The sequence below is a fragment of the Enterobacter cloacae complex sp. 418I7 genome (assembly GCF_050030705.1).
GTDB classification, from domain to species: domain Bacteria; phylum Pseudomonadota; class Gammaproteobacteria; order Enterobacterales; family Enterobacteriaceae; genus Enterobacter; species Enterobacter intestinihominis.
In genome coordinates, this window is sequence record NZ_JBLGUU010000001.1 from 3,091,445 (window position 1) to 3,111,163 (window position 19,719).

At 54.5% G+C, this 19,719-nt stretch carries 12 protein-coding genes; 6 read left to right on the top strand and 6 right to left on the bottom strand.

Features of this window, described 5'->3' with window-relative positions:
• Positions 1 to 36: 36 nt before the first annotated feature.
• Both apbE and ACQG0S_RS14935 read right to left on the bottom strand, forming a co-directional pair.
• On the bottom strand, positions 37 to 1,092 hold the full coding sequence (gene apbE, locus ACQG0S_RS14930; RefSeq protein ID WP_045620899.1) for an FAD:protein FMN transferase ApbE: 1,056 nt from the start codon (positions 1,090 to 1,092) through the stop codon (positions 37 to 39).
• 113 nt (positions 1,093 to 1,205) lie between these two features.
• The gene (locus ACQG0S_RS14935) at positions 1,206 to 2,297 is read right to left on the bottom strand and encodes a porin OmpC (RefSeq protein ID WP_023306624.1); all 1,092 of its coding nucleotides are present in this window, start codon (positions 2,295 to 2,297) and stop codon (positions 1,206 to 1,208) included.
• A 745-nt stretch (positions 2,298 to 3,042) separates the two neighbouring features.
• Between ACQG0S_RS14935 and rcsD the strand changes: the two genes are divergently transcribed.
• Together rcsD and rcsB are read left to right on the top strand one after the other, a co-directional pair.
• Positions 3,043 to 5,715 (top strand): phosphotransferase RcsD, encoded by a 2,673-nt coding sequence (rcsD, locus tag ACQG0S_RS14940; protein ID WP_022648798.1) that lies wholly within the window; start codon positions 3,043 to 3,045, stop codon positions 5,713 to 5,715.
• Between the two features lie 16 nt (positions 5,716 to 5,731).
• The gene (gene rcsB, locus ACQG0S_RS14945; RefSeq protein ID WP_003859405.1) at positions 5,732 to 6,382 is read left to right on the top strand and encodes a response regulator transcription factor RcsB; all 651 of its coding nucleotides are present in this window, start codon (positions 5,732 to 5,734) and stop codon (positions 6,380 to 6,382) included.
• Between the two features lie 111 nt (positions 6,383 to 6,493).
• Here rcsB and rcsC read toward each other — a convergent pair whose 3' ends face one another.
• Positions 6,494 to 9,340, bottom strand: coding sequence for a two-component system sensor histidine kinase RcsC (gene rcsC / locus ACQG0S_RS14950; protein WP_023300607.1), 2,847 nt, complete (start codon positions 9,338 to 9,340; stop codon positions 6,494 to 6,496).
• A gap of 134 nt (positions 9,341 to 9,474) precedes the next feature.
• Positions 9,475 to 12,111, bottom strand: coding sequence for a DNA topoisomerase (ATP-hydrolyzing) subunit A (gyrA, locus tag ACQG0S_RS14955; protein WP_023300608.1), 2,637 nt, complete (start codon positions 12,109 to 12,111; stop codon positions 9,475 to 9,477).
• 146 nt (positions 12,112 to 12,257) lie between these two features.
• Here gyrA and ubiG point away from each other — a divergent pair, with 146 nt between their 5' ends.
• From ubiG to yfaE, 4 genes are all read left to right on the top strand, one after another.
• The gene (gene ubiG / locus ACQG0S_RS14960) at positions 12,258 to 12,986 is read left to right on the top strand and encodes a bifunctional 2-polyprenyl-6-hydroxyphenol methylase/3-demethylubiquinol 3-O-methyltransferase UbiG (RefSeq protein ID WP_006811346.1); all 729 of its coding nucleotides are present in this window, start codon (positions 12,258 to 12,260) and stop codon (positions 12,984 to 12,986) included.
• Positions 12,987 to 13,335: 349 nt separating this feature from the next.
• A complete protein-coding gene (gene nrdA / locus ACQG0S_RS14965; protein ID WP_023300610.1) occupies positions 13,336 to 15,621 on the top strand; it encodes a class 1a ribonucleoside-diphosphate reductase subunit alpha in 2,286 nt (761 codons plus the stop codon).
• 108 nt (positions 15,622 to 15,729) lie between these two features.
• Positions 15,730 to 16,860, top strand: coding sequence for a class Ia ribonucleoside-diphosphate reductase subunit beta (gene nrdB / locus ACQG0S_RS14970; RefSeq protein WP_022648802.1), 1,131 nt, complete (start codon positions 15,730 to 15,732; stop codon positions 16,858 to 16,860).
• Positions 16,860 to 17,114, top strand: a complete 255-nt coding sequence (gene yfaE / locus ACQG0S_RS14975) for a class I ribonucleotide reductase maintenance protein YfaE (protein WP_003859419.1) — start codon at positions 16,860 to 16,862, stop codon at positions 17,112 to 17,114. The genes nrdB and yfaE overlap by 1 nt, the downstream gene beginning before the upstream one ends.
• Before the next feature lie 105 nt (positions 17,115 to 17,219).
• On the opposite strand, the gene glpQ is transcribed toward yfaE, so the two are convergent.
• Positions 17,220 to 18,278: a glycerophosphodiester phosphodiesterase gene (glpQ, locus tag ACQG0S_RS14980; RefSeq protein ID WP_048966267.1), complete on the bottom strand. Its 1,059-nt coding sequence runs from the start codon at positions 18,276 to 18,278 to the stop codon at positions 17,220 to 17,222.
• A gap of 11 nt (positions 18,279 to 18,289) precedes the next feature.
• Positions 18,290 to 19,642 (bottom strand): glycerol-3-phosphate transporter, encoded by a 1,353-nt coding sequence (gene glpT, locus ACQG0S_RS14985; RefSeq protein WP_426750551.1) that lies wholly within the window; start codon positions 19,640 to 19,642, stop codon positions 18,290 to 18,292.
• Positions 19,643 to 19,719: the final 77 nt, after the last annotated feature.

The window sequence follows — 19,719 nt, forward strand, 5'->3', positions numbered from 1 at the left end:
TGAACGCCACCGAACAAAAACCCGCAACCTTGCTTTTTAATTTTTTTCGCTCACCAGGAAGCTGTTGAACTGCGGTGAACTCCAGGTTTTAAACCCGTCAGCCTCTTTGGTGATCATATAGACGGCCAGCCCTTCCTGACGCACCACCTCTTTGGCCTTCTCCGTGCCGAGCACCATCAATCCGGTATCCCAGGCGTCGGCTTCCAGCGCAGTTGGCGCTATCACCGTCACGGACACCAGGTTGTGGGTAATCGGGCGTCCGGTTTGCGGATCAATCACATGCGAGATACGTTTGCCATCCAGCTCGTAATAGTTGCGGTAGCTTCCGGAGGTGCTGATACCGTGCCCGTTGATGTCGACAATCGCCTGCACCGCGTTCTGCTGATCGGTTGGTTTTTGGATGGCCACTCGCCACGGCCTGCCGCTGGCGTTCATGCCCCGGCTGACGAGCGCGCCCCCGACGGAAACCAGATAACGGGGAATGCCTTCCTGCGCCATCAGGGCCGCGAGATGATCCGCAGCATACCCCTCGCCTACCGTGGAGAGATCCACAAACAGGTCGGGAATGTCTTTTTGCAGGTATTGCTGACCGTACTGGGAGATCACCGCCAGATGCTGTAACCCTGTACGCGCGCGGGCGTCGTCGATGGCGGCTTGATCGGGTGTGGTCACCGGCTGCTTGTTGGGGCCAAATCCCCACAGGTTCACCAGCGGCCCAACGGTCACATCCATTGCGCCGTTGGTTTTGTAGCCCACGCGCATGGCTTCCGTGACGATATCGGCCATTGCTTCGCTCACCGGCCACAGCGAGGTGCTGCTGGAGCGATTGAAACGCATCAGCGCTGAGTCATTTTTATAGGTAGAGAGTAGCTGATCGTCGGCATCCAGCTGCGCCTGAATTTTACCGCGTAGTTCTTCAGCGCGGGATTTATCGATATTCATCACGCTGACGCGCCAGAAGGTCCCCATGGTTTTCCCTTCCAGCACCGTCGCGGCGGGTGCGTCGATTTTTGCGGGCTGTGTAGAAGAGTCACACGCGGTCAGGAGTAAAAAAGTCGCCAGAACGCTGGCGCGTAAAAAAGTCATATCCATTGGTTATTATCCTCATGCCAGGGCGGCAAGAGTACACTAAAACAGCGTATTTGAAGACCCTAAAAAAGCATGAAAAAAGGGGCCTGATGGCCCCTTTGTTGCAGTATGAGCAATTAGAACTGGTAAACCAGACCCAGCGCGACGATATCGTCAGTACCGATACCTGTCTGACGGGTGAAGTCATTTTCATCCAGCAGGTTGATTTTGTAATCAACATAGGTGGACATGTTTTTGTTGAAGTAGTAAGTCGCACCCACGTCAACATACTTCAGGATATCCTGATCGCCATAGTTTTCGATGTCTTTACCTTTAGACTGCAGGTAAGCCACGGATGGACGCAGGCCGAAGTCGAACTGATACTGAGCAACCACTTCGAAGTTCTGCGCTTTGTTAGCCCAGCCCTGATCGCCAACGCGGGTCGCGTTGTAAGTCTGAGTATACTGTGCAGCCAGGTAGATGTTGTTCGCGTCGTATTTCAGACCACCGGTGTAGGTCTCTGCGCGATCGCCTTCACCGTAGTAGCCCGCAGCGTTCTGGTCAGCAGTACGTTTAGAACTGGTGACTGCCGTACCGAGTGCGAAGCCTTCGCCCAGATCGTAAGTCAGAGAGCCGCCGTAGCCGTCACCGTTCTGACGCAGCGCGTCACGACCGTTGTTGGTCTGGCCTTCGCCGCTTGGGCTGCCGTTTTTACCCTGGTACTGCAACGCGAAGTTCAGACCATCAACCAGACCGAAGAAGTCCTGGTTACGGTAGGTCGCGAAGCCGTTACCACGCTGCTGCATGAAGTTGTCAGAACCGTAGGTATCGCCGCCGAACTCCGGCAGAACGTCGGTCCAGGAAGTCACATCGTAAACAACGCCGTAGTTACGACCGTAGTCGAATGAACCCGCATCAGCGAATTTCAGACCTGCGAACGCCACACGCGTCCATGAGTTGTTTTCGTTCTCACCAGAGTTACCCTGGATCTGGTATTCCCACTGGCCGTAACCGGTCAGCTGGTCGTTAACCTGAGTTTCGCCTTTGAAGCCCAGACGCATGTAGGTCTGGTCGCCGTCTGCACTGTCGTCATCAGAGAAATAGTGCAGGCCATCCACTTTACCGTACAGATCTAATTTGTTGCCGTCTTTGTTATAAATTTCAGCCGCATTTGCTGCGCCTGCCACCAGCAGAGCTGGTACCAAGAGGGACAGTACTTTAACTTTCATTTTATTAACCCTCTGTTATATGCCTTATTATTTACCACTGCTTACTGGTCAACCCTCTTAACCAGTCGGCAAGTTCATTCTCCTCAAAAATGCAGAATAATCCAACAGGAATATGATACGAAAACTTTGAAGATGTTTCACTTTACCATCAAGATGTTTCAATATGTAAATTTCAAGGAACTTTCACAAAGCATCTAAAGTTTAAAAATATAGCACGGATAATCAAAACAAAAATATATCCTATAAAATTCAAAAGACTAACTTAAAAAAGAGTACAGCACTGAATGACAAAAAAATTCCCGTCAACACCACTAAAATAACCCTCGCTATCATCATTAACTTTATTTATTACCGTCATTCAGTTCTGAATGTCTGTTTATCCCTAATTGAACCGGATGCTCCGCATTCGGTTTTTTTTTACCTTTCTTTACGTCAACAGACATTTTATGTGCTACCCGTCTGTAATGATAACGACTATTAACTAAATCCATCGCCCGGCGTTTACAGATTTTCCTTTTCACTTTCAAAATTAATTTCTTGTTAATTCGTGCTATTTTACTGCCGTTGTAACAGCATATTTGTACATTTCACTGGGTTTTGTACATCTTTCACACGGATGACGTTGAAGCGGGTTGCGACAGATAAAAAGTCAAGGTCATACCGATAACGACGCTGGAAATTCAGTTATTACCCTTTATACTGCCCTATCCCATTACCGCGCGGCCATTACGGGTTAAACACATCGATGAGTCAGACTGAAACTACCGCCCCGAGCAAATTCTCCCTTCTACCGGGCAGCATCACCCGTTTCTTTCTTCTATTGATCGTTGTGCTGTTAGTCACAATGGGAGTGATGGTTCAGAGCGCCGTGAATACCTGGCTTAAAGATAAAAGCTATCAAATTGTCGATATCACCCATGCGGTGCATAAGCGCATTGATACGTGGCGCTACGCGACCTGGCAAATCTACGACAATATCGCCGCCACACCTGCCACCTCATCAGGCGAAGGGTTGCAGGAAACGCGCCTTAAGCAGGATGTGTATTACCTTGAAAAACCGCAGCGTAAGACGGAAGCCCTGATTTTCGGCTCGCACGACAGCGCAACGCTTGAGATGACGCAGCGGATCTCCTCCTATCTGGACACCCTGTGGGGCGCCGAGACCGTACCGTGGTCCATGTATTACCTGAACGGTCAGGACAACAGCATGATCCTGATCTCGACCCTGCCGCTTAAGGATCTCTCGTCGGGCTTTAAAGAGACCACCGTTGGCAGCATTGTCGATTCCCGTCGGGCAGAAATGCTGCAACAGGCCAACGCGCTGGACGAGCGCGAAAGTTTCTCGTCATTACGCCGTCTTGCCTGGCAGAATGGCCACTACTTTACGCTGCGAACCACCTTTAACCAGCCGGGCCATCTGGCGACCGTGGTTGCCTTCGATCTGCCAATTAACGATCTTATCCCGCCGGATATGCCGCTGGACAGTTTCCGACTGGAGCCAGACAACAGCACCCAAAATATGCGCACGCCGTCGGATAAAGAAGGCCCGGACAGCGTAGCGATCTCATTTAATGGCTCGAAGATTGAGATTGCCTCATCGCTCAACTCAACCGGTATGCGGCTGGTGTGGCAGGTGCCTTTTGGCACCCTGATGCTTGATACCCTGCAAAACATTATGCTGCCGCTGCTGTTGAATATCGGCCTGCTGGCGCTGGCGCTGTTTGGCTACAGCACCTTCCGTTTCCAGTCGGGCCGCCAGAGCGACTCGACGTCGGTATCAGCCGGGACCAGCAACGAGTTGCGTGTTCTTCGTGCCCTGAATGAAGAGATTATTTCCGTGCTGCCGCTTGGGGTGCTTGTTCACGATCAGGAGGCAAACCGGACGGTGATGAGCAACAAAATTGCCGATCACCTTCTGCCGCATCTTAACCTGCAAAATATTACGGCCATGGCGGACCAGCATCAGGGCGTCATTCAGGCCACCATTAATAATGAACTGTATGAGATCCGTCAGTTCCGCAGTCAGGTCGCCTCGCGCACGCAAATCTTCATCATCCGCGATCAGGATCGCGAAGTGCTGGTGAATAAAAAGCTCAAGCAGGCGCAAAGGCTGTATGAGAAAAACCAGCATGGCCGCGCGGCGTTTATGCAAAACATTGGCGATGCCTTTAAACAGCCGCTGAAGTCACTCGCCACGCAGATTGCTGATTTAAGCACGCCGGAAAGCCGACAGCTTAGCAGCCAGGCCGACTCGCTGGTTCGTCTGGTGGACGAAATCCAGCTTGCGAACATGCTGGAGAATGACATCTGGAAGGGCACCCCTACGCTCTTTTCCATCCAGGATCTGATTGATGAGGTGGTTCCGGAAGTCCTGCCGGTGATCAAGCGCAAAGGGCTCCAGCTGCTGATCAACAACCATTTACCGGCCAACGACGAGCGTCACGGCGATCGCGATGCGCTGCGTCGCATCCTGATGATGTTGATTCAGTATGCCGTCACCACGACACAGATCGGCAAGATCACCCTTGAAGTCAGCACCGATGAGTCCACCGACGATCGTCTGACGTTCCGTATTCTGGATACGGGCGAAGGCGTCACCGTGAGCGAAATCGATAACCTGCACTTCCCGTTCCTGAACGATACCCAGCGCGACCACTACGGTAAGGCGAATGCCCTCACCTTCTGGCTCTGCGATCAGCTGGCGCGTAAGCTGGGCGGTCATCTGAATATTAAGGCGCGCGAATCCCTCGGCACCCGCTACTCCTTGCATGTTAAAATGGCGGCGAATCCTCAGGAAGAGGATGAAGAGCGTCTGCTGGATGATGTGGTGGTGATGGTGGACGTGACCTCCAGTGAGATCCGTAATATCGTCGTTCGTCAGCTGGAAAACTGGGGCGCGTCCTGCATTACCCCGGACGAAAGGCTCGCGAGTCAAGAATTTGATCTATTTTTAACTGATAATCCGTCTAATCTTACTGCCTCCGGCTTGCTTTTAAGCGATGATGAGCCAGGCGTGCGGAAAATCGGCCCTGGGCAGCTGCGCGTCAACTTTAATATGAGCAATGCAATGCAGGAAGCTGTATTACAACTGATTGAAGAGAATCTGGCGCAGGAAGAGATCCTGGAGTCACCGTTAGGCGGCGATGAAAATGCCGAACTCCATGCCAGCGGATATTATTCGCTCTTCGTTGATACAGTACCAGATGATGTTAAGCGGTTGTATACTGAGTCCGCTGCGCAGGATTTTGCAGCGCTGGCACAGACAGCACACCGGCTTAAAGGGGTGTTTGCCATGCTTAATCTGGTTCCCGGCAAGCAGTTATGTGAAACGCTGGAACATCTAATTCGTGAGAAAGATGCCTCTGGCATTGAAAAATACATCAGCGACATTGACGCTTACGTCAAGAGCTTGCTGTAGCAAGGTAGCCTTATACATGAACAATATGAACGTAATTATTGCCGATGACCATCCGATTGTACTGTTCGGTATTCGCAAATCACTTGAACAGATCGAGTGGGTGAATGTAGTCGGTGAATTTGAAGATTCCACAGCCCTTATTAACAACCTGCCTAAACTTGATGCGCACGTGCTCATTACCGATCTCTCCATGCCTGGGGATAAATACGGTGATGGGATTACGCTCATCAAATACATTAAACGCCACTTCCCGGACATTTCGATCATTGTTCTGACCATGAACAATAACCCGGCGATCCTGAGCGCCGTTCTGGATCTTGATATTGAAGGGATTGTGCTGAAACAAGGCGCACCTACCGATCTGCCTAAAGCGCTGGCGGCGCTACAGAAAGGGAAGAAATTCACGCCTGAGAGCGTCTCACGCCTGCTTGAAAAAATCAGCGCAGGTGGCTATGGCGACAAGCGTCTCTCGCCTAAAGAGAGTGAAGTTCTGCGTCTGTTCGCTGAAGGTTTCCTGGTTACTGAAATCGCCAAGAAGCTGAACCGCAGTATCAAAACCATCAGTAGCCAGAAAAAATCCGCGATGATGAAGCTGGGTGTGGATAACGATATCGCCCTGCTGAACTATCTCTCTTCCGTGACGCTGAGCGCAACGGACAAAGATTGATCGTCGCTGTCTACGCCGGGTGCCCCTCGCGGTTACCCGGTCTAAAGACCCCGTAGGCCCGCGCAAGCGCAGCGCCGTCGGATACATAAAAAAGGCCCTTTCGGGCCTTTTTTATTGTCTCGCTTTTCGCACCCGCTCCGCATACACGGATAGCGTCTGCTTCAGTACATCCAGCGTGACCGGCTTCGACAGACAGCTGTCCATTCCCGACTCCAGACAGCGCTGCTTCTCCTCCGCCAGTGCGTTGGCTGTCACCCCCACCACCGGCAGCGTCAGCCCCAGCTGTCGGATACGCTGCGTCAGACGATAGCCGTCCATGTTAGGCATGTTCACATCACTGAGCACAATATCAATATGATTCTTACTTAAGACATTCAGGGCATCCACGCCATCATTGGCCGTTTTACACTGATAGCCCAGAGAGCCAAGCTGGTCTGCGAGCAGACGACGGTTAATCGGATGATCGTCGACGACCAGAATCATCATATCGTCATTCACCGATGCCAGCTCATCAGGGGAGGCCAGCACGGTAGCGCCATCGCTGTCCTCAAGCTGTACGCTGTAAATACGCGCCAGCAAGCCCAACATCTCGTGCGGTGTCGCCACACTGTGCACCCATACCCCGGGCGAACGCTCAATCGGAATACCGATATGACGGCGGCAGAACATCACCACGCCCCGCCCCGCCCACGCCTTGTCTGGCTCAACGTCAGTAATCAGCATGTCATCTGCGTCCGGCGTCTGGCCTTCATAGCGTGAGACCCGCACACCGCTGCTGGTCAGCATCGAGGTCAGGAAATCATGTAAGGAGGCGTTGTGCACCGCCAGCCAGCAGTGCTTTTCGCTCAGCCCGTCGACCGTGGTTTTCACCGGATAGTGTGCCGAGTAGAGCGGGATACGGATGGTGAACTGGCTGCCCATACCCGGCTCGGTATCGACGGAGATATCCCCGTCCATCATGCTGATAAGCTTCTCGCAAATCGCCAGACCCAGCCCGGTCCCCTGGAAATTACGCTGGACGCCCGTCCCCACCTGGAAGAACGGATCGAACAGGCGAACGACCTCTTTCGCCGGAATGCCAACTCCCGTGTCGCGCACGCGAATAGTCAGGTACTCCCCTGCCCGGCAGACATGCAGCACAATACAGCCGATATCGGTGAATTTGATGGCGTTGCTTAGCAGGTTCGAGATGACCTGTTGCAGACGCATCGGATCGCCATGCAGCGTCAGCGGCACATCCGGCTCGATAAAGCAGTACAGCCCCAGCTGTTTGCGCACCACCAGCGGCAGATAGTTGGCGCTGATATGGTTCATCACCTCGCGCGGGGAGAACTCACGCGGTTCTATTTTCAACTGCTCGGATTCAATTTTAGAGAAGTCGAGAATATCGCTGATAATTTTCAGCAGCAGGCTGGACGAGTTGTTCATGGCCGTCACCAGGCGGTCGACCCCTTTCGGCAGCTCTTTGGTCTGGAGAAGATCGAGGTTACCGATAATGCCGTACAGCGGCGTACGCAGCTCATGGCTGACGGTCGCGAGGAACATCGATTTCGACTGGCTGGCCTGCTCCGCCGCCTGCGCCATATCCTGCAATGACTCTTCCATCTTAACGCGCGCGGAGACGTCCACCAGCACGCAAATCGCCACGTTTTCATTGCGGTAGCGCGAATGGACGAAGCTGATTTGCAGATTGGTGTGCGTGCTGGTCAGCACATCCACAAAGTTAACCTGTTGCCCACAGATGATCTGCGTTAACCGCTGGCGGTCTTCATGCGTGAGCATGTTCAGGTAGTTATGGGCAAGCTCGTTACTGAGGATATTTGTCCCGTCCTGAGTACGCAGGATACAGATCCCTACCGGCGCCGAGGCGACAATCTTACGGTTAAACTGCTCGTGCTCCTCCAGACGCTGAGCATCCGCTTCCGCCGGAATAAAGATCCGCCGCTCATACATTCTCGCCAGCATAAACAGCGCGACGCCTACCGCGATGTTCAACAAAATGGCGTTAAGGATCAGGATGCGAATGCGCTCCAGCACCTTGTCCACCGGCAGCGAATAGACAATGCTCAGCGACGATGGCGGTAAACTTTTCTTCAGCACCAGCTCGCGGAACCCGGAGGTATAGCCAAACCATGACCGCTCCTGCATCCAGCTGGGCTCCACTTTCAGGCGGTTTTCAGGCCCGGTAAGGGAGATGAGTGGGTGGCCGTTCTCATCCAGAATGGTCACGCCCATCGGCAGACTGCCCGGCGTGAAGAAGTTTTCCATGCGGATGGTTTGTTCAATCCCCAGCAGCGCTTGCAGGCGGTTTCCGAGGTAAACCGGAGTCAGGGCATAGAAATAGCCGACGCCCATGCGCGGCCCCTGGCTTATCCAGAAGATGTTGTTCCCGCGCTCTTCCTGAGGCGCATTGCGGTATTTCACTATGCGCTCATGCAGGCTTTTCAACGCGTCTTCGCGTTCGACGGGCATATCCCGCAGACCGAAGTCCGCCATGCAAAGATTTTCGTTGCCAATCAGGTAGACGCGGTTTAGATCGTAAGCGGCCGAAAAATTATCGCGCCAGTAGCGCATAAACCATGACAGGGACTCCAGTGAGCCACGCCAGGCTTTGCCCATCGCGGAACAATCGGAGTCCGGGAAGAGCGGTTCGAAATCAGGTACTTCGGTTTTTTCATCCCGACCGCGGAGGGCAAGAATGCCGTTCTCCGCCGTCAGTCGATTCTCAGCGATATACTTAAGCTCTTTCATCACGTCAGACGTGCGCTGGATATAGCGCTGGGCCTGATCCGAGCTTAAGTTAAACTCCTGGCGGATCTCCGCTTCTTTCTGGTGTAACGCGTTAACGATGTAAAACACCGAGAGCAGTGCCACCAGCAACCATAGCAGTAGCGCAAGCGCCCGAAACAGATAGCGAGAGACTTTTAACGTGGTACGAAAGGAGACGAGGTATTTCAAAGGGGCGAGGCTCCGCCATCGGGGAAAAAAGAATGTGGTTAAGGTAGCGGTAAACGCGGCTTGTCGCAACGTTCACTTGTCTGCTTGCGCAAAACAAAAGGGCCGGAAACCGGCCCTTTATGCGTCAGGAGACGTTACTCGTCAGCGTCATCCGCTGCTTCATCATCGGTGTCCGCTTCCGGGACGATTTCATCATCCCCTTCCGCGACGCTGCCGTCGATAGAGTCGAGCTCTTCGTCATCCACCGGCTCAGCAACGCGTTGCAGACCGACGACGTTTTCATCTTCCGCAGTACGGATGAGGATAACGCCCTGGGTGTTACGACCCACCACGCTGATCTCTGACACGCGGGTACGCACCAGCGTACCGGCATCGGTGATCATCATGATCTGGTCCGCATCGTCCACCTGTACCGCGCCAACAACGGAACCGTTGCGCTCGGTCACTTTGATGGAGATAACGCCCTGCGTGCCGCGAGACTTGGTCGGGTATTCGCTTTCCGCCGTACGTTTACCGTAGCCGTTCTGGGTGACGGTCAGGATTGCGCCTTCGCCACGCGGAACGATCAGGGAAACCACGCTGTCTTCACCCGCCAGCTTGATACCACGCACGCCGGTCGCCGTACGACCCATTGCGCGCACGGCGTTCTCTTTAAAGCGCACCACTTTACCGGCCGCAGAGAACAGCATCACTTCATCGGAACCAGAGGTCAGATCCACGCCGATCAGCTCGTCGCCTTCGTTCAGGTTCACCGCGATGATCCCGGCGGAACGTGGACGGCTGAATTCGGTCAGCGCGGTTTTCTTCACGGTACCGCTCGCGGTTGCCATAAAGACGTTCACGCCCTCTTCGTACTCGCGTACCGGCAGAATGGCGGTGATACGTTCGTTCGCTTCCAGCGGCAGCAGGTTAACGATAGGTCGACCCCGCGCGCCACGGCTCGCTTCCGGCAGCTGATAGACTTTCATCCAGTACAGACGGCCCCGGCTGGAGAAGCAGAGGATCGTGTCGTGGGTGTTGGCCACCAGCAGACGGTCAATGAAGTCTTCTTCTTTAATACGCGCCGCAGATTTGCCTTTACCGCCACGACGCTGTGCTTCGTAGTCGGTCAACGGCTGATACTTCACGTAACCCTGGTGAGACAGCGTCACGACCACGTCTTCGCGGTTGATCAGATCTTCAATGTTGATATCAGAGCTGTTGGCCGTGATTTCGGTGCGACGCTCGTCGCCGAACTGATCGCGAACCAGCTCCAGCTCTTCACGGATCACTTCCATCAGGCGCTCTGCGCTACCCAGGATATGCAGCAGCTCGGCAATCTGCTCCAGCAGCTCTTTGTACTCGTCGAGCAGTTTTTCATGCTCAAGGCCGGTCAGTTTCTGCAAACGCAGATCCAGAATCGCCTGGGCCTGCTGTTCAGTCAGATAGTACTGACCGTCACGCACGCCGAATTCCGGCTCCAGCCACTCAGGACGCGCAGCATCATCGCCGGCACGTTCCAGCATCGCCGCCACGTTGCCCAGATCCCATGGACGCGCAACCAGCGACGCCTTCGCTTCTGCCGGCGTCGGCGCACGGCGAATCAGCTCGATGATCGGGTCGATGTTCGCCAGCGCAACGGCCAGTGCTTCAAGGATATGGGCACGATCGCGCGCTTTGCGCAGTTCAAAGATGGTACGGCGAGTCACCACTTCACGGCGGTGACGCACAAACGCGCTCAGGATCTCTTTCAGGTTCATGATCTTCGGCTGGCCATGGTGCAGCGCAACCATGTTGATACCGAAGGAGACCTGAAGCTGAGTCTGGGAGTAAAGGTTGTTCAGCACAACTTCACCCACCGCGTCGCGCTTGATTTCAATCACGATGCGCATACCGTCTTTGTCAGACTCGTCGCGCAGCGCGCTGATGCCTTCAACGCGTTTTTCTTTTACCAGCTCGGCGATTTTTTCAATCAGACGCGCTTTGTTCACCTGATACGGGATCTCGTGAACAATAATGGTTTCACGGCCGGTTTTGGCGTCCGCTTCCACTTCGGCGCGAGCACGGATGTAAATCTTGCCGCGACCGGTACGGTACGCTTCTTCAATACCGCGACGGCCGTTGATGATTGCCGCCGTCGGGAAGTCCGGGCCCGGGATGTGTTCCATCAGCCCTTCAATGCTGATGTCTTCATCGTCGATGTAGGCCAGGCAGCCGTTAATCACTTCCGTGATGTTGTGCGGCGGAATATTGGTCGCCATACCCACTGCGATACCGGACGAACCGTTCACCAGCAGGTTTGGGATCTTCGTTGGCATAACGTCAGGAATTTTTTCCGTGCCGTCGTAGTTATCAACGAAATCAACCGTCTCTTTTTCCAGGTCAGCCATCAGCTCATGGGCAATCTTCGCCAGACGGATTTCCGTATAACGCATTGCCGCGGCGGAGTCGCCGTCGATAGAACCAAAGTTACCCTGACCATCTACCAGCATGTAACGCAGCGAGAAAGGCTGCGCCATACGGACAATGGTGTCGTACACCGCGGAATCACCATGGGGATGGTATTTACCGATTACGTCACCAACGACACGGGCAGATTTTTTGTAGGCTTTATTCCAGTCATTGCCCAATACGTTCATGGCGTATAGTACGCGACGGTGTACCGGCTTAAGGCCATCGCGGACGTCCGGCAGCGCACGGCCAACAATGACCGACATCGCATAGTCCAGATAGGAGCTTTTCAGCTCTTCCTCGATGTTAACCGGTGTAATTTCTCTCGCAAGGTCGCTCATCTAACCGCTATCCCTCTACTGTATCCCGGATTCAAAGGTCGCAAATTATAACACAGCCGCGGTGATACAGGTAAACCTATACGCTTTATTCACAGGGATTGCCTGATATACTCATTTGTCTTGCTAAATAAGGAGTAAAAGCGCCCATGAATGCCGAAAAATCCCCGGTGGCTCACAACGTTGACCACGAAGAGATTGCCAAATTTGAAGCGGTGGCGTCCCGCTGGTGGGATCTCGAAGGTGAGTTCAAACCTCTGCATCGTATTAACCCGCTACGTCTGGGCTATATCGCGGAGCGTTCCGGCGGTCTGTTCGGTAAGAAAGTGCTCGACGTCGGCTGCGGTGGCGGCATCCTGGCGGAAAGCATGGCGCGCGAAGGGGCCACCGTCACCGGTCTGGACATGGGCTTCGAACCTCTACAGGTTGCGCGTCTTCATGCGCTGGAGTCCGGCGTACAGGTAGAATATGTCCAGGAAACCGTGGAAGAGCACGCGGCTAAACATGCGCACCAGTATGACGTGGTGACCTGCATGGAGATGCTGGAGCACGTTCCCGATCCGCAGTCGGTCGTCAGCGCCTGTGCAAAACTGGTGAAACCGGGTGGACAGGTCTTCTTCTCGACCATCAACCGCAACGGCAAAGCCTGGCTGATGGCCGTGGTAGGCGCGGAATATGTGCTGCGCATGGTGCCGAAAGGGACGCACGACGTGAAGAAGTTCATCAAGCCTGCCGAACTGCTGGGCTGGGTTGACCAGACATGGCTTAAGGAGCAGCACATGACGGGTCTGCACTACAATCCTCTGACGGATAAATTCAAACTTGCCCCGGGCGTGGATGTTAACTATATGTTGCACACAACCGCCAAAAACGACTAACGTCATTCGTTATTCTTATAAAGATTGCGCGACATCATGTTGCGCAATTCTGACCTCCCGTTGAAGAAATCAGCACTCGATCAAATTTTGAATTTTTTTTCTGGAATATTGACATCTCTTCCAGGCCTTACGGTACGAGGACTTAGCCTTTTTTACCCTTTCACAACCTCAATTTAACGTCAAAATCAACCCTTGTGCTGAAAAGATTCGATACTAGAATACTCACCATATAGCGTTCTTCTTATCGCAAAACCCCTATATGTAGTATTTATCCACAGAGTTAGTCACAAGACGGTTCTGTGGATAAGCGGGGGATATTTTTTTATTTCACGGACAGGTAAAAACCCACATGAATCAGAGTCTGCTGGTGACAAAGCGCGACGGTACTACCGAGCGTATCAATCTGGACAAAATCCATCGAGTTCTCGACTGGGCAGCAGAAGGACTGAACAACGTATCTATATCCCAGGTCGAACTGCGTTCTCACATTCAGTTCTACGACGGCATCAAAACGTCTGATATCCACGAAACCATTATCAAAGCAGCGGCAGATTTGATCTCCCGCGACGCACCGGATTATCAGTACCTCGCTGCGCGTCTGGCGATTTTCCACCTGCGTAAGAAAGCCTACGGCCAGTTCGAGCCGCCGAAGCTTTACGATCACGTAGTGAAAATGGTTGAGCTGGGCAAATACGACACGCATCTGCTGGAAGACTATACGGAAGAAGAGTTCGAGCAGATGAACGGGTTTATCGATCACTGGCGCGACATGAACTTCTCCTACGCGGCGGTGAAGCAGCTCGAAGGCAAATACCTGGTTCAGAACCGTGTGACGGGCGAAATCTACGAGAGCGCCCAGTTCCTCTATATTCTGGTGGCCGCCTGCCTGTTCTCTAATTATCCACGTGAAACCCGTCTGGACTACGTGAAGCGTTTCTACGATGCGGTCTCTACGTTCAAGATTTCTCTGCCTACGCCAATCATGTCTGGCGTGCGTACCCCTACCCGTCAGTTCAGCTCCTGCGTACTGATCGAGTGTGGTGACAGCCTGGATTCCATCAACGCGACCTCCAGCGCCATCGTGAAATACGTCTCCCAGCGTGCTGGTATCGGCATCAACGCTGGTCGTATCCGTGCGCTTGGCAGCCCGATCCGCGGCGGTGAAGCGTTCCACACAGGCTGTATCCCGTTCTACAAGCACTTCCAGACGGCGGTAAAATCCTGCTCTCAGGGCGGCGTGCGCGGTGGCGCTGCGACCCTGTTCTACCCAATGTGGCACCTGGAAGTGGAAAGCCTGCTGGTTCTGAAGAACAACCGCGGCGTGGAAGGCAACCGCGTGCGTCACATGGACTACGGCGTGCAGATCAACAAGCTGATGTACACCCGCCTGCTGAAAGGTGAAGATATCACCCTGTTCAGCCCATCCGACGTCCCGGGTCTGTACGACGCGTTCTTCGCCGATCAGGACGAATTCGAGCGTCTGTACACCAAATACGAAAAAGACGACAGCATCCGCAAGCAGCGCGTGAAGGCGGTCGATCTGTTCTCCCTGATGATGCAGGAACGTGCCTCTACCGGCCGTATCTACATCCAGAACGTTGACCACTGCAACACCCACAGCCCGTTCGATCCGGTGGTTGCGCCAGTGCGCCAGTCCAACCTGTGCCTGGAGATCGCCCTGCCGACCAAACCGCTGGACGATGTGAACGATGAAAACGGCGAAATCGCCCTGTGTACGCTCTCTGCGTTCAACCTGGGTGCGATTAAGAGCCTGGACGAGCTGGAAGAGCTGGCCGTGCTGGCGGTTCGTGCGCTCGACGCCCTGCTGGACTACCAGGATTACCCAATCCCGGCGGCAAAACGCGGCGCAATGGGCCGTCGCACTTTAGGTATCGGCGTGATCAACTTCGCCTACTGGCTGGCGAAAAACGGCAAGCGTTACTCCGACGGCAGCGCCAACAATCTGACGCACCAGACGTTCGAAGCCATTCAGTACTACCTGATGAAAGCCTCCAACGAGCTGGCGAAAGAACAAGGCGCGTGCCCGTGGTTCAATGAAACCACCTACGCGAAAGGCATTCTGCCGATCGACACCTACAAAAAAGACCTGGATGCGATCGTCAGCGAGCCGCTGCACCTCGACTGGGAAGGCCTGCGCGAGTCCATTAAAACTCACGGCCTGCGTAACTCCACGCTCTCTGCCCTGATGCCGTCCGAGACCTCTTCGCAGATCTCCAACGCCACCAACGGTATTGAGCCACCGCGCGGCCACGTCAGCATCAAAGCGTCGAAAGACGGCGTGCTGCGTCAGGTGGTACCGGATTACGAAACGCTGGGCAACAACTACGAGCTGCTGTGGGAAATGCCAAACAACGATGGCTACCTGCAACTGGTGGGTATCATGCAGAAGTTTATCGACCAGTCGATCTCTGCCAATACCAACTACGACCCGACGCGCTTCCCGTCAGGCAAGGTTCCGATGCAGCAACTGCTGAAAGACCTGCTCACCGCCTACAAATTTGGCGTGAAGACCCTGTACTATCACAACACCCGTGATGGTGCGGAAGACGCCCAGGACGACCTGGCGCCGTCAATTCAGGACGATGGCTGCGAAAGCGGCGCATGTAAGATCTAATAAATTCCCTCACCCTAACCCTCTCCCACAGGGAGAGGGAACTCTTTCCCCCTCTCCCTGTGGGAGAGGGCCGGGGTGAGGGGAAATAACACCACAGGACTCACCGCAATGGCATATACCACCTTTTCACAGACGAAAAACGACCAGCTCAAAGAGCCGATGTTCTTCGGCCAGCCGGTCAACGTGGCACGCTACGATCAGCAAAAATATGACATCTTCGAAAAGCTGATTGAAAAGCAACTCTCTTTCTTCTGGCGTCCGGAAGAAGTTGACGTTTCCCGCGACCGTATCGATTTCCAGGCGCTGCCGGAACACGAAAAGCACATCTTCCTCAGCAACCTGAAATACCAGACGCTGCTGGACTCCATTCAGGGTCGTAGTCCGAACGTGGCGCTGCTGCCGCTGATCTCGATTCCTGAGCTGGAAACCTGGGTTGAGACCTGGGCGTTCTCCGAGACGATCCACTCCCGCTCTTACACCCACATCATCCGCAACATCGTGAACGATCCGGCGGTGGTGTTTGATGATATCGTCACCAACGAACAGATCCAGAAGCGCGCCGAAGGCATTGCGCACTACTATGACGAACTGATCGAGATGACCAGCTACTGGCATCTGCTGGGCGAAGGTACGCACAACGTGAACGGTAAAACCGTCACCGTAAACCTGCGGACCCTGAAAAAACAGCTCTATCTGTGCCTGATGAGCGTCAACGCCCTGGAAGCGATCCGCTTCTACGTGAGCTTCGCCTGCTCCTTCGCGTTTGCCGAGCGCAAACTGATGGAAGGCAACGCCAAAATTATCCGTCTGATTGCCCGTGACGAAGCCCTGCACCTGACCGGGACTCAGCATATGCTGAACCTGCTGCGCAGCGGTGCAGACGATCCGGAGATGGCGGAAATTGCGGAAGAGTGCAAACAGGAATGCTACGACCTGTTCGTGCTGGCGGCCCAGCAGGAGAAAGAGTGGGCAGACTACCTGTTCCGCGACGGCTCCATGATTGGCCTGAACAAAGACATTCTGTGCCAGTACGTTGAGTACATCACCAACATCCGCATGCAGGCCGTCGGTCTCGACCTGCCGTTCCAGACGCGCTCTAACCCAATCCCGTGGATCAACACCTGGCTGGTGTCCGATAACGTGCAGGTCGCGCCGCAGGAAGTGGAAGTGAGTTCTTACCTGGTCGGTCAGATTGATTCTGAAGTCAACACCGACGACCTGAGCGATTTCCAGCTCTGATGAGCCGCGTAACGCTGAGCCTTTCGGGTACAGAGGTGTTGTGCCAGGAAGAGCACCCTTCTCTGCTGGTGGCGCTTGAAGCACATCAGGTAGAAGTCGAGTACCAGTGTCGTGAAGGCTACTGCGGCTCCTGCCGCTGCCGTCTGGTCGCAGGCCAGGTAGACTGGCTGACCGAACCGCTGGCCTTTATCAGTGAAGGGGAAATTTTGCCCTGCTGCTGCCGGGCAAAAGGCGATATAGAGATCGAGATGTGATGTTGTCCTTATCCCCTCTCCCGGTGGGAGAGGGTTAGGGTGAGGGCATCAGGCCGCAGAGCCTGATTGTCGGGTGGCGGCTTCGCCTTACCCGACCTATAAAACCTACTTCCGGTGAATGAATTCGACCGCTTTATCCGGGAAATCCGTAAACAATCCGTCCACATCCGCCTGGTTATACAGCACGTCGTAAAGCTGATCCACGTCCGTCGCATACTCCGGCAGTTGGTCTGCACGCACGGTATACGGATGCACCTGCATCTTGTTCGCATGCGCCTCTTTCACCATCGCCGTCAGCTTCACGTGGCCCGGCGTTGAGCCTTCCGCCACCAGCATGTGGTAATCCGGCCCGATGCCGTCGGCGTACTGCGCAATCTGCTTCATCGCGCCCGGCTTAAACATCCAGTCGTAGCTGTAGTTCACCCACTTCCCGTCCGGCTGTTTTTCCTGAGTTTCATTCCAGTCGGTATAGGCAATCAGCTGCACCAGATTGAGATCCATTCCCATCTTCGGCTCCAGCTCAGTTTTGATGCGCTTCAGTTCCGCGGCATCGAAACATTGCAGGAAAACCTTATCCTTCTTGCTGGTGTAGCCGTACTTTTTCAGTACCTCCAGCGTCTTCGCGGCAATGTCTTTTCCTTCCTGATGGTGGAACCACGGCGCTTTGATTTCCGGGTAGATACCGATATTTTTGCCCGTCGAGTGGTTCAGCCCCTGAACAAACTCGATCTCCTCTTCGAAGGTGTGAATACGGAAGTCAGACTTGCCCATTGGGAAACGCCCCGGATAGACCTGCACCTTCTTACCGTTCTCAATCTCGAAGCCCTCGGTAAACTTCAGCGAGCGGATCTCCGCCAGCGTGAAGTCGATGGCGTAGTAGCGGCCATCTTTACGGGCACGATCCGGGAAACGCTCCGCCACGTCCGTCACGCGGTCAAGATAGTGGTCATGCAGAACGACCAGCTGGTCGTCCTTCGTCATCACCAGATCCTGCTCCAGATAATCCGCGCCCTGGGCATAGGCCATCGCTTTTGCCGGCAGCGTATGCTCCGGCAGATAACCGCTGGCGCCACGGTGGGCGATCACGATTTTATCCGCCGCCAGCGCGGAGCCTGTCATCAGGCCCGCCAGCAGCAGGCCTGTCGCTAACTGAGTTAATTTCATCGCAATGCTCCTTACTGACGACGCGCCAGCACCTCGGCATGGTGACGTTTTTCACCAATCATCACGACGATCAACAGCAGAACCGCCAGCACGCTGCCGCCAATCATCACCATAAAGCCACCGTCCCAGCCGAAGAAATCGACGGTGTAACCGACGATGGCACTTGCCGCCACTGAACCGCCGAGGTAGCCAAACAGACCGGTAAAGCCTGCCGCCGTGCCTGCCGCTTTCTTCGGCGCCAGCTCCAGCGCGTGCAGGCCGATCAGCATAACCGGACCATAAATCAGGAAGCCGATTACAATCATACAGGCCATATCCACACCCGGATTACCCGGCGGGTTAAGCCAGTAAACGACTGTCGCGATGGTCACCAGCGTCATAAAGAACACGCCCGTCGCCCCACGGTTGCCCTTAAACACTTTGTCCGACATCCAGCCGCAGATCAGCGTGCCGGAAATGCCCGCGTATTCATACAGGAAATAGGCCCAGGAGGATTTATCCAGCGCGAAGTGCTTCACCTCTTTCAGGTAAGTCGGGGACCAGTCGAGGATGCCGTAGCGCAGCAGGTAGACAAACACGTTCGCCACCGCGATGTACCACAGCAGCTTGTTTGGCAGCACGTACTTCATGAAGATCTGTTTCGCGGTCAGCTCTTCTTCGTGCTTCTCGCTGTAATCATCCGGGTAGTCGTTTTTGTACTCTTCAATCGGCGGCAGGCCGCAGGACTGCGGCGTGTCGCGCATCAGGGCGAAGGCGATAATCGCCACCAGAATGGCGCCAAAGGCAGGCATATAGAGCGCCGCGTGCCAGTCGTTGAACCAGGCCATCCCCAGCAGGAACAGCAGCGGCGGAAGCCCGCCCCCGACGTTATGCGCGCAGTTCCAGACCGATACAATCCCACCGCGCTCTTTCTGTGACCACCAGTGCACCATGGTACGTCCGCATGGCGGCCACCCCATCCCCTGGAACCAGCCGCAGAGGAACAGCAGTACGAACATGACGGCAATGCTGGAGGTCGCCCATGGCACAAAGCCCATGAACAGCATCACCGCAGCCGCGAGGATCAGACCGGCGGGCAGGAACACACGCGGATTCGAGCGATCCGACACCGACCCCATAATGAACTTCGAAAAACCGTACGCGATGGAGATCCCCGACAGCGCAAAGCCCAGATCGCCGCGGGAGAAGCCTTGTTCCACCAGGTATGGCATGGCGAGCGCAAAGTTTTTACGTACCAGATAGTACGCCGCATACCCGAAGAAGATCCCGAGGAAGATTTGCCAACGCAGACGGCGGTAGAGAGGATCAATCTCTGCCTCTGGCAGTCGCGCCCGGTGTGGCGCAGGTTTAAAGATACTGAGCATAACAGCCTCCGTGGCCTTTCAAAAAATGACCGGGCATCTCGCGCCCGGCTACAGAGGCGGCGATGTTAAGAAATCAC

What these genes read in the sequence shown, in the direction of transcription:
- apbE (WP_045620899.1), bottom strand. Translation starts at nt 1,092, where the DNA reads ATGGATATGACTTTTTTACGCGCCAGCGTTCTGGCGACTTTTTTACTC.
- ACQG0S_RS14935 (WP_023306624.1), bottom strand. Translation starts at nt 2,297, where the DNA reads ATGAAAGTTAAAGTACTGTCCCTCTTGGTACCAGCTCTGCTGGTGGCA.
- rcsD (WP_022648798.1), top strand. Translation starts at nt 3,043, where the DNA reads ATGAGTCAGACTGAAACTACCGCCCCGAGCAAATTCTCCCTTCTACCG.
- rcsB (WP_003859405.1), top strand. Translation starts at nt 5,732, where the DNA reads ATGAACAATATGAACGTAATTATTGCCGATGACCATCCGATTGTACTG.
- gyrA (WP_023300608.1), bottom strand. Translation starts at nt 12,111, where the DNA reads ATGAGCGACCTTGCGAGAGAAATTACACCGGTTAACATCGAGGAAGAG.
- ubiG (WP_006811346.1), top strand. Translation starts at nt 12,258, where the DNA reads ATGAATGCCGAAAAATCCCCGGTGGCTCACAACGTTGACCACGAAGAG.
- nrdA (WP_023300610.1), top strand. Translation starts at nt 13,336, where the DNA reads ATGAATCAGAGTCTGCTGGTGACAAAGCGCGACGGTACTACCGAGCGT.
- nrdB (WP_022648802.1), top strand. Translation starts at nt 15,730, where the DNA reads ATGGCATATACCACCTTTTCACAGACGAAAAACGACCAGCTCAAAGAG.
- yfaE (WP_003859419.1), top strand. Translation starts at nt 16,860, where the DNA reads ATGAGCCGCGTAACGCTGAGCCTTTCGGGTACAGAGGTGTTGTGCCAG.
- glpQ (WP_048966267.1), bottom strand. Translation starts at nt 18,278, where the DNA reads ATGAAATTAACTCAGTTAGCGACAGGCCTGCTGCTGGCGGGCCTGATG.
- glpT (WP_426750551.1), bottom strand. Translation starts at nt 19,642, where the DNA reads ATGCTCAGTATCTTTAAACCTGCGCCACACCGGGCGCGACTGCCAGAG.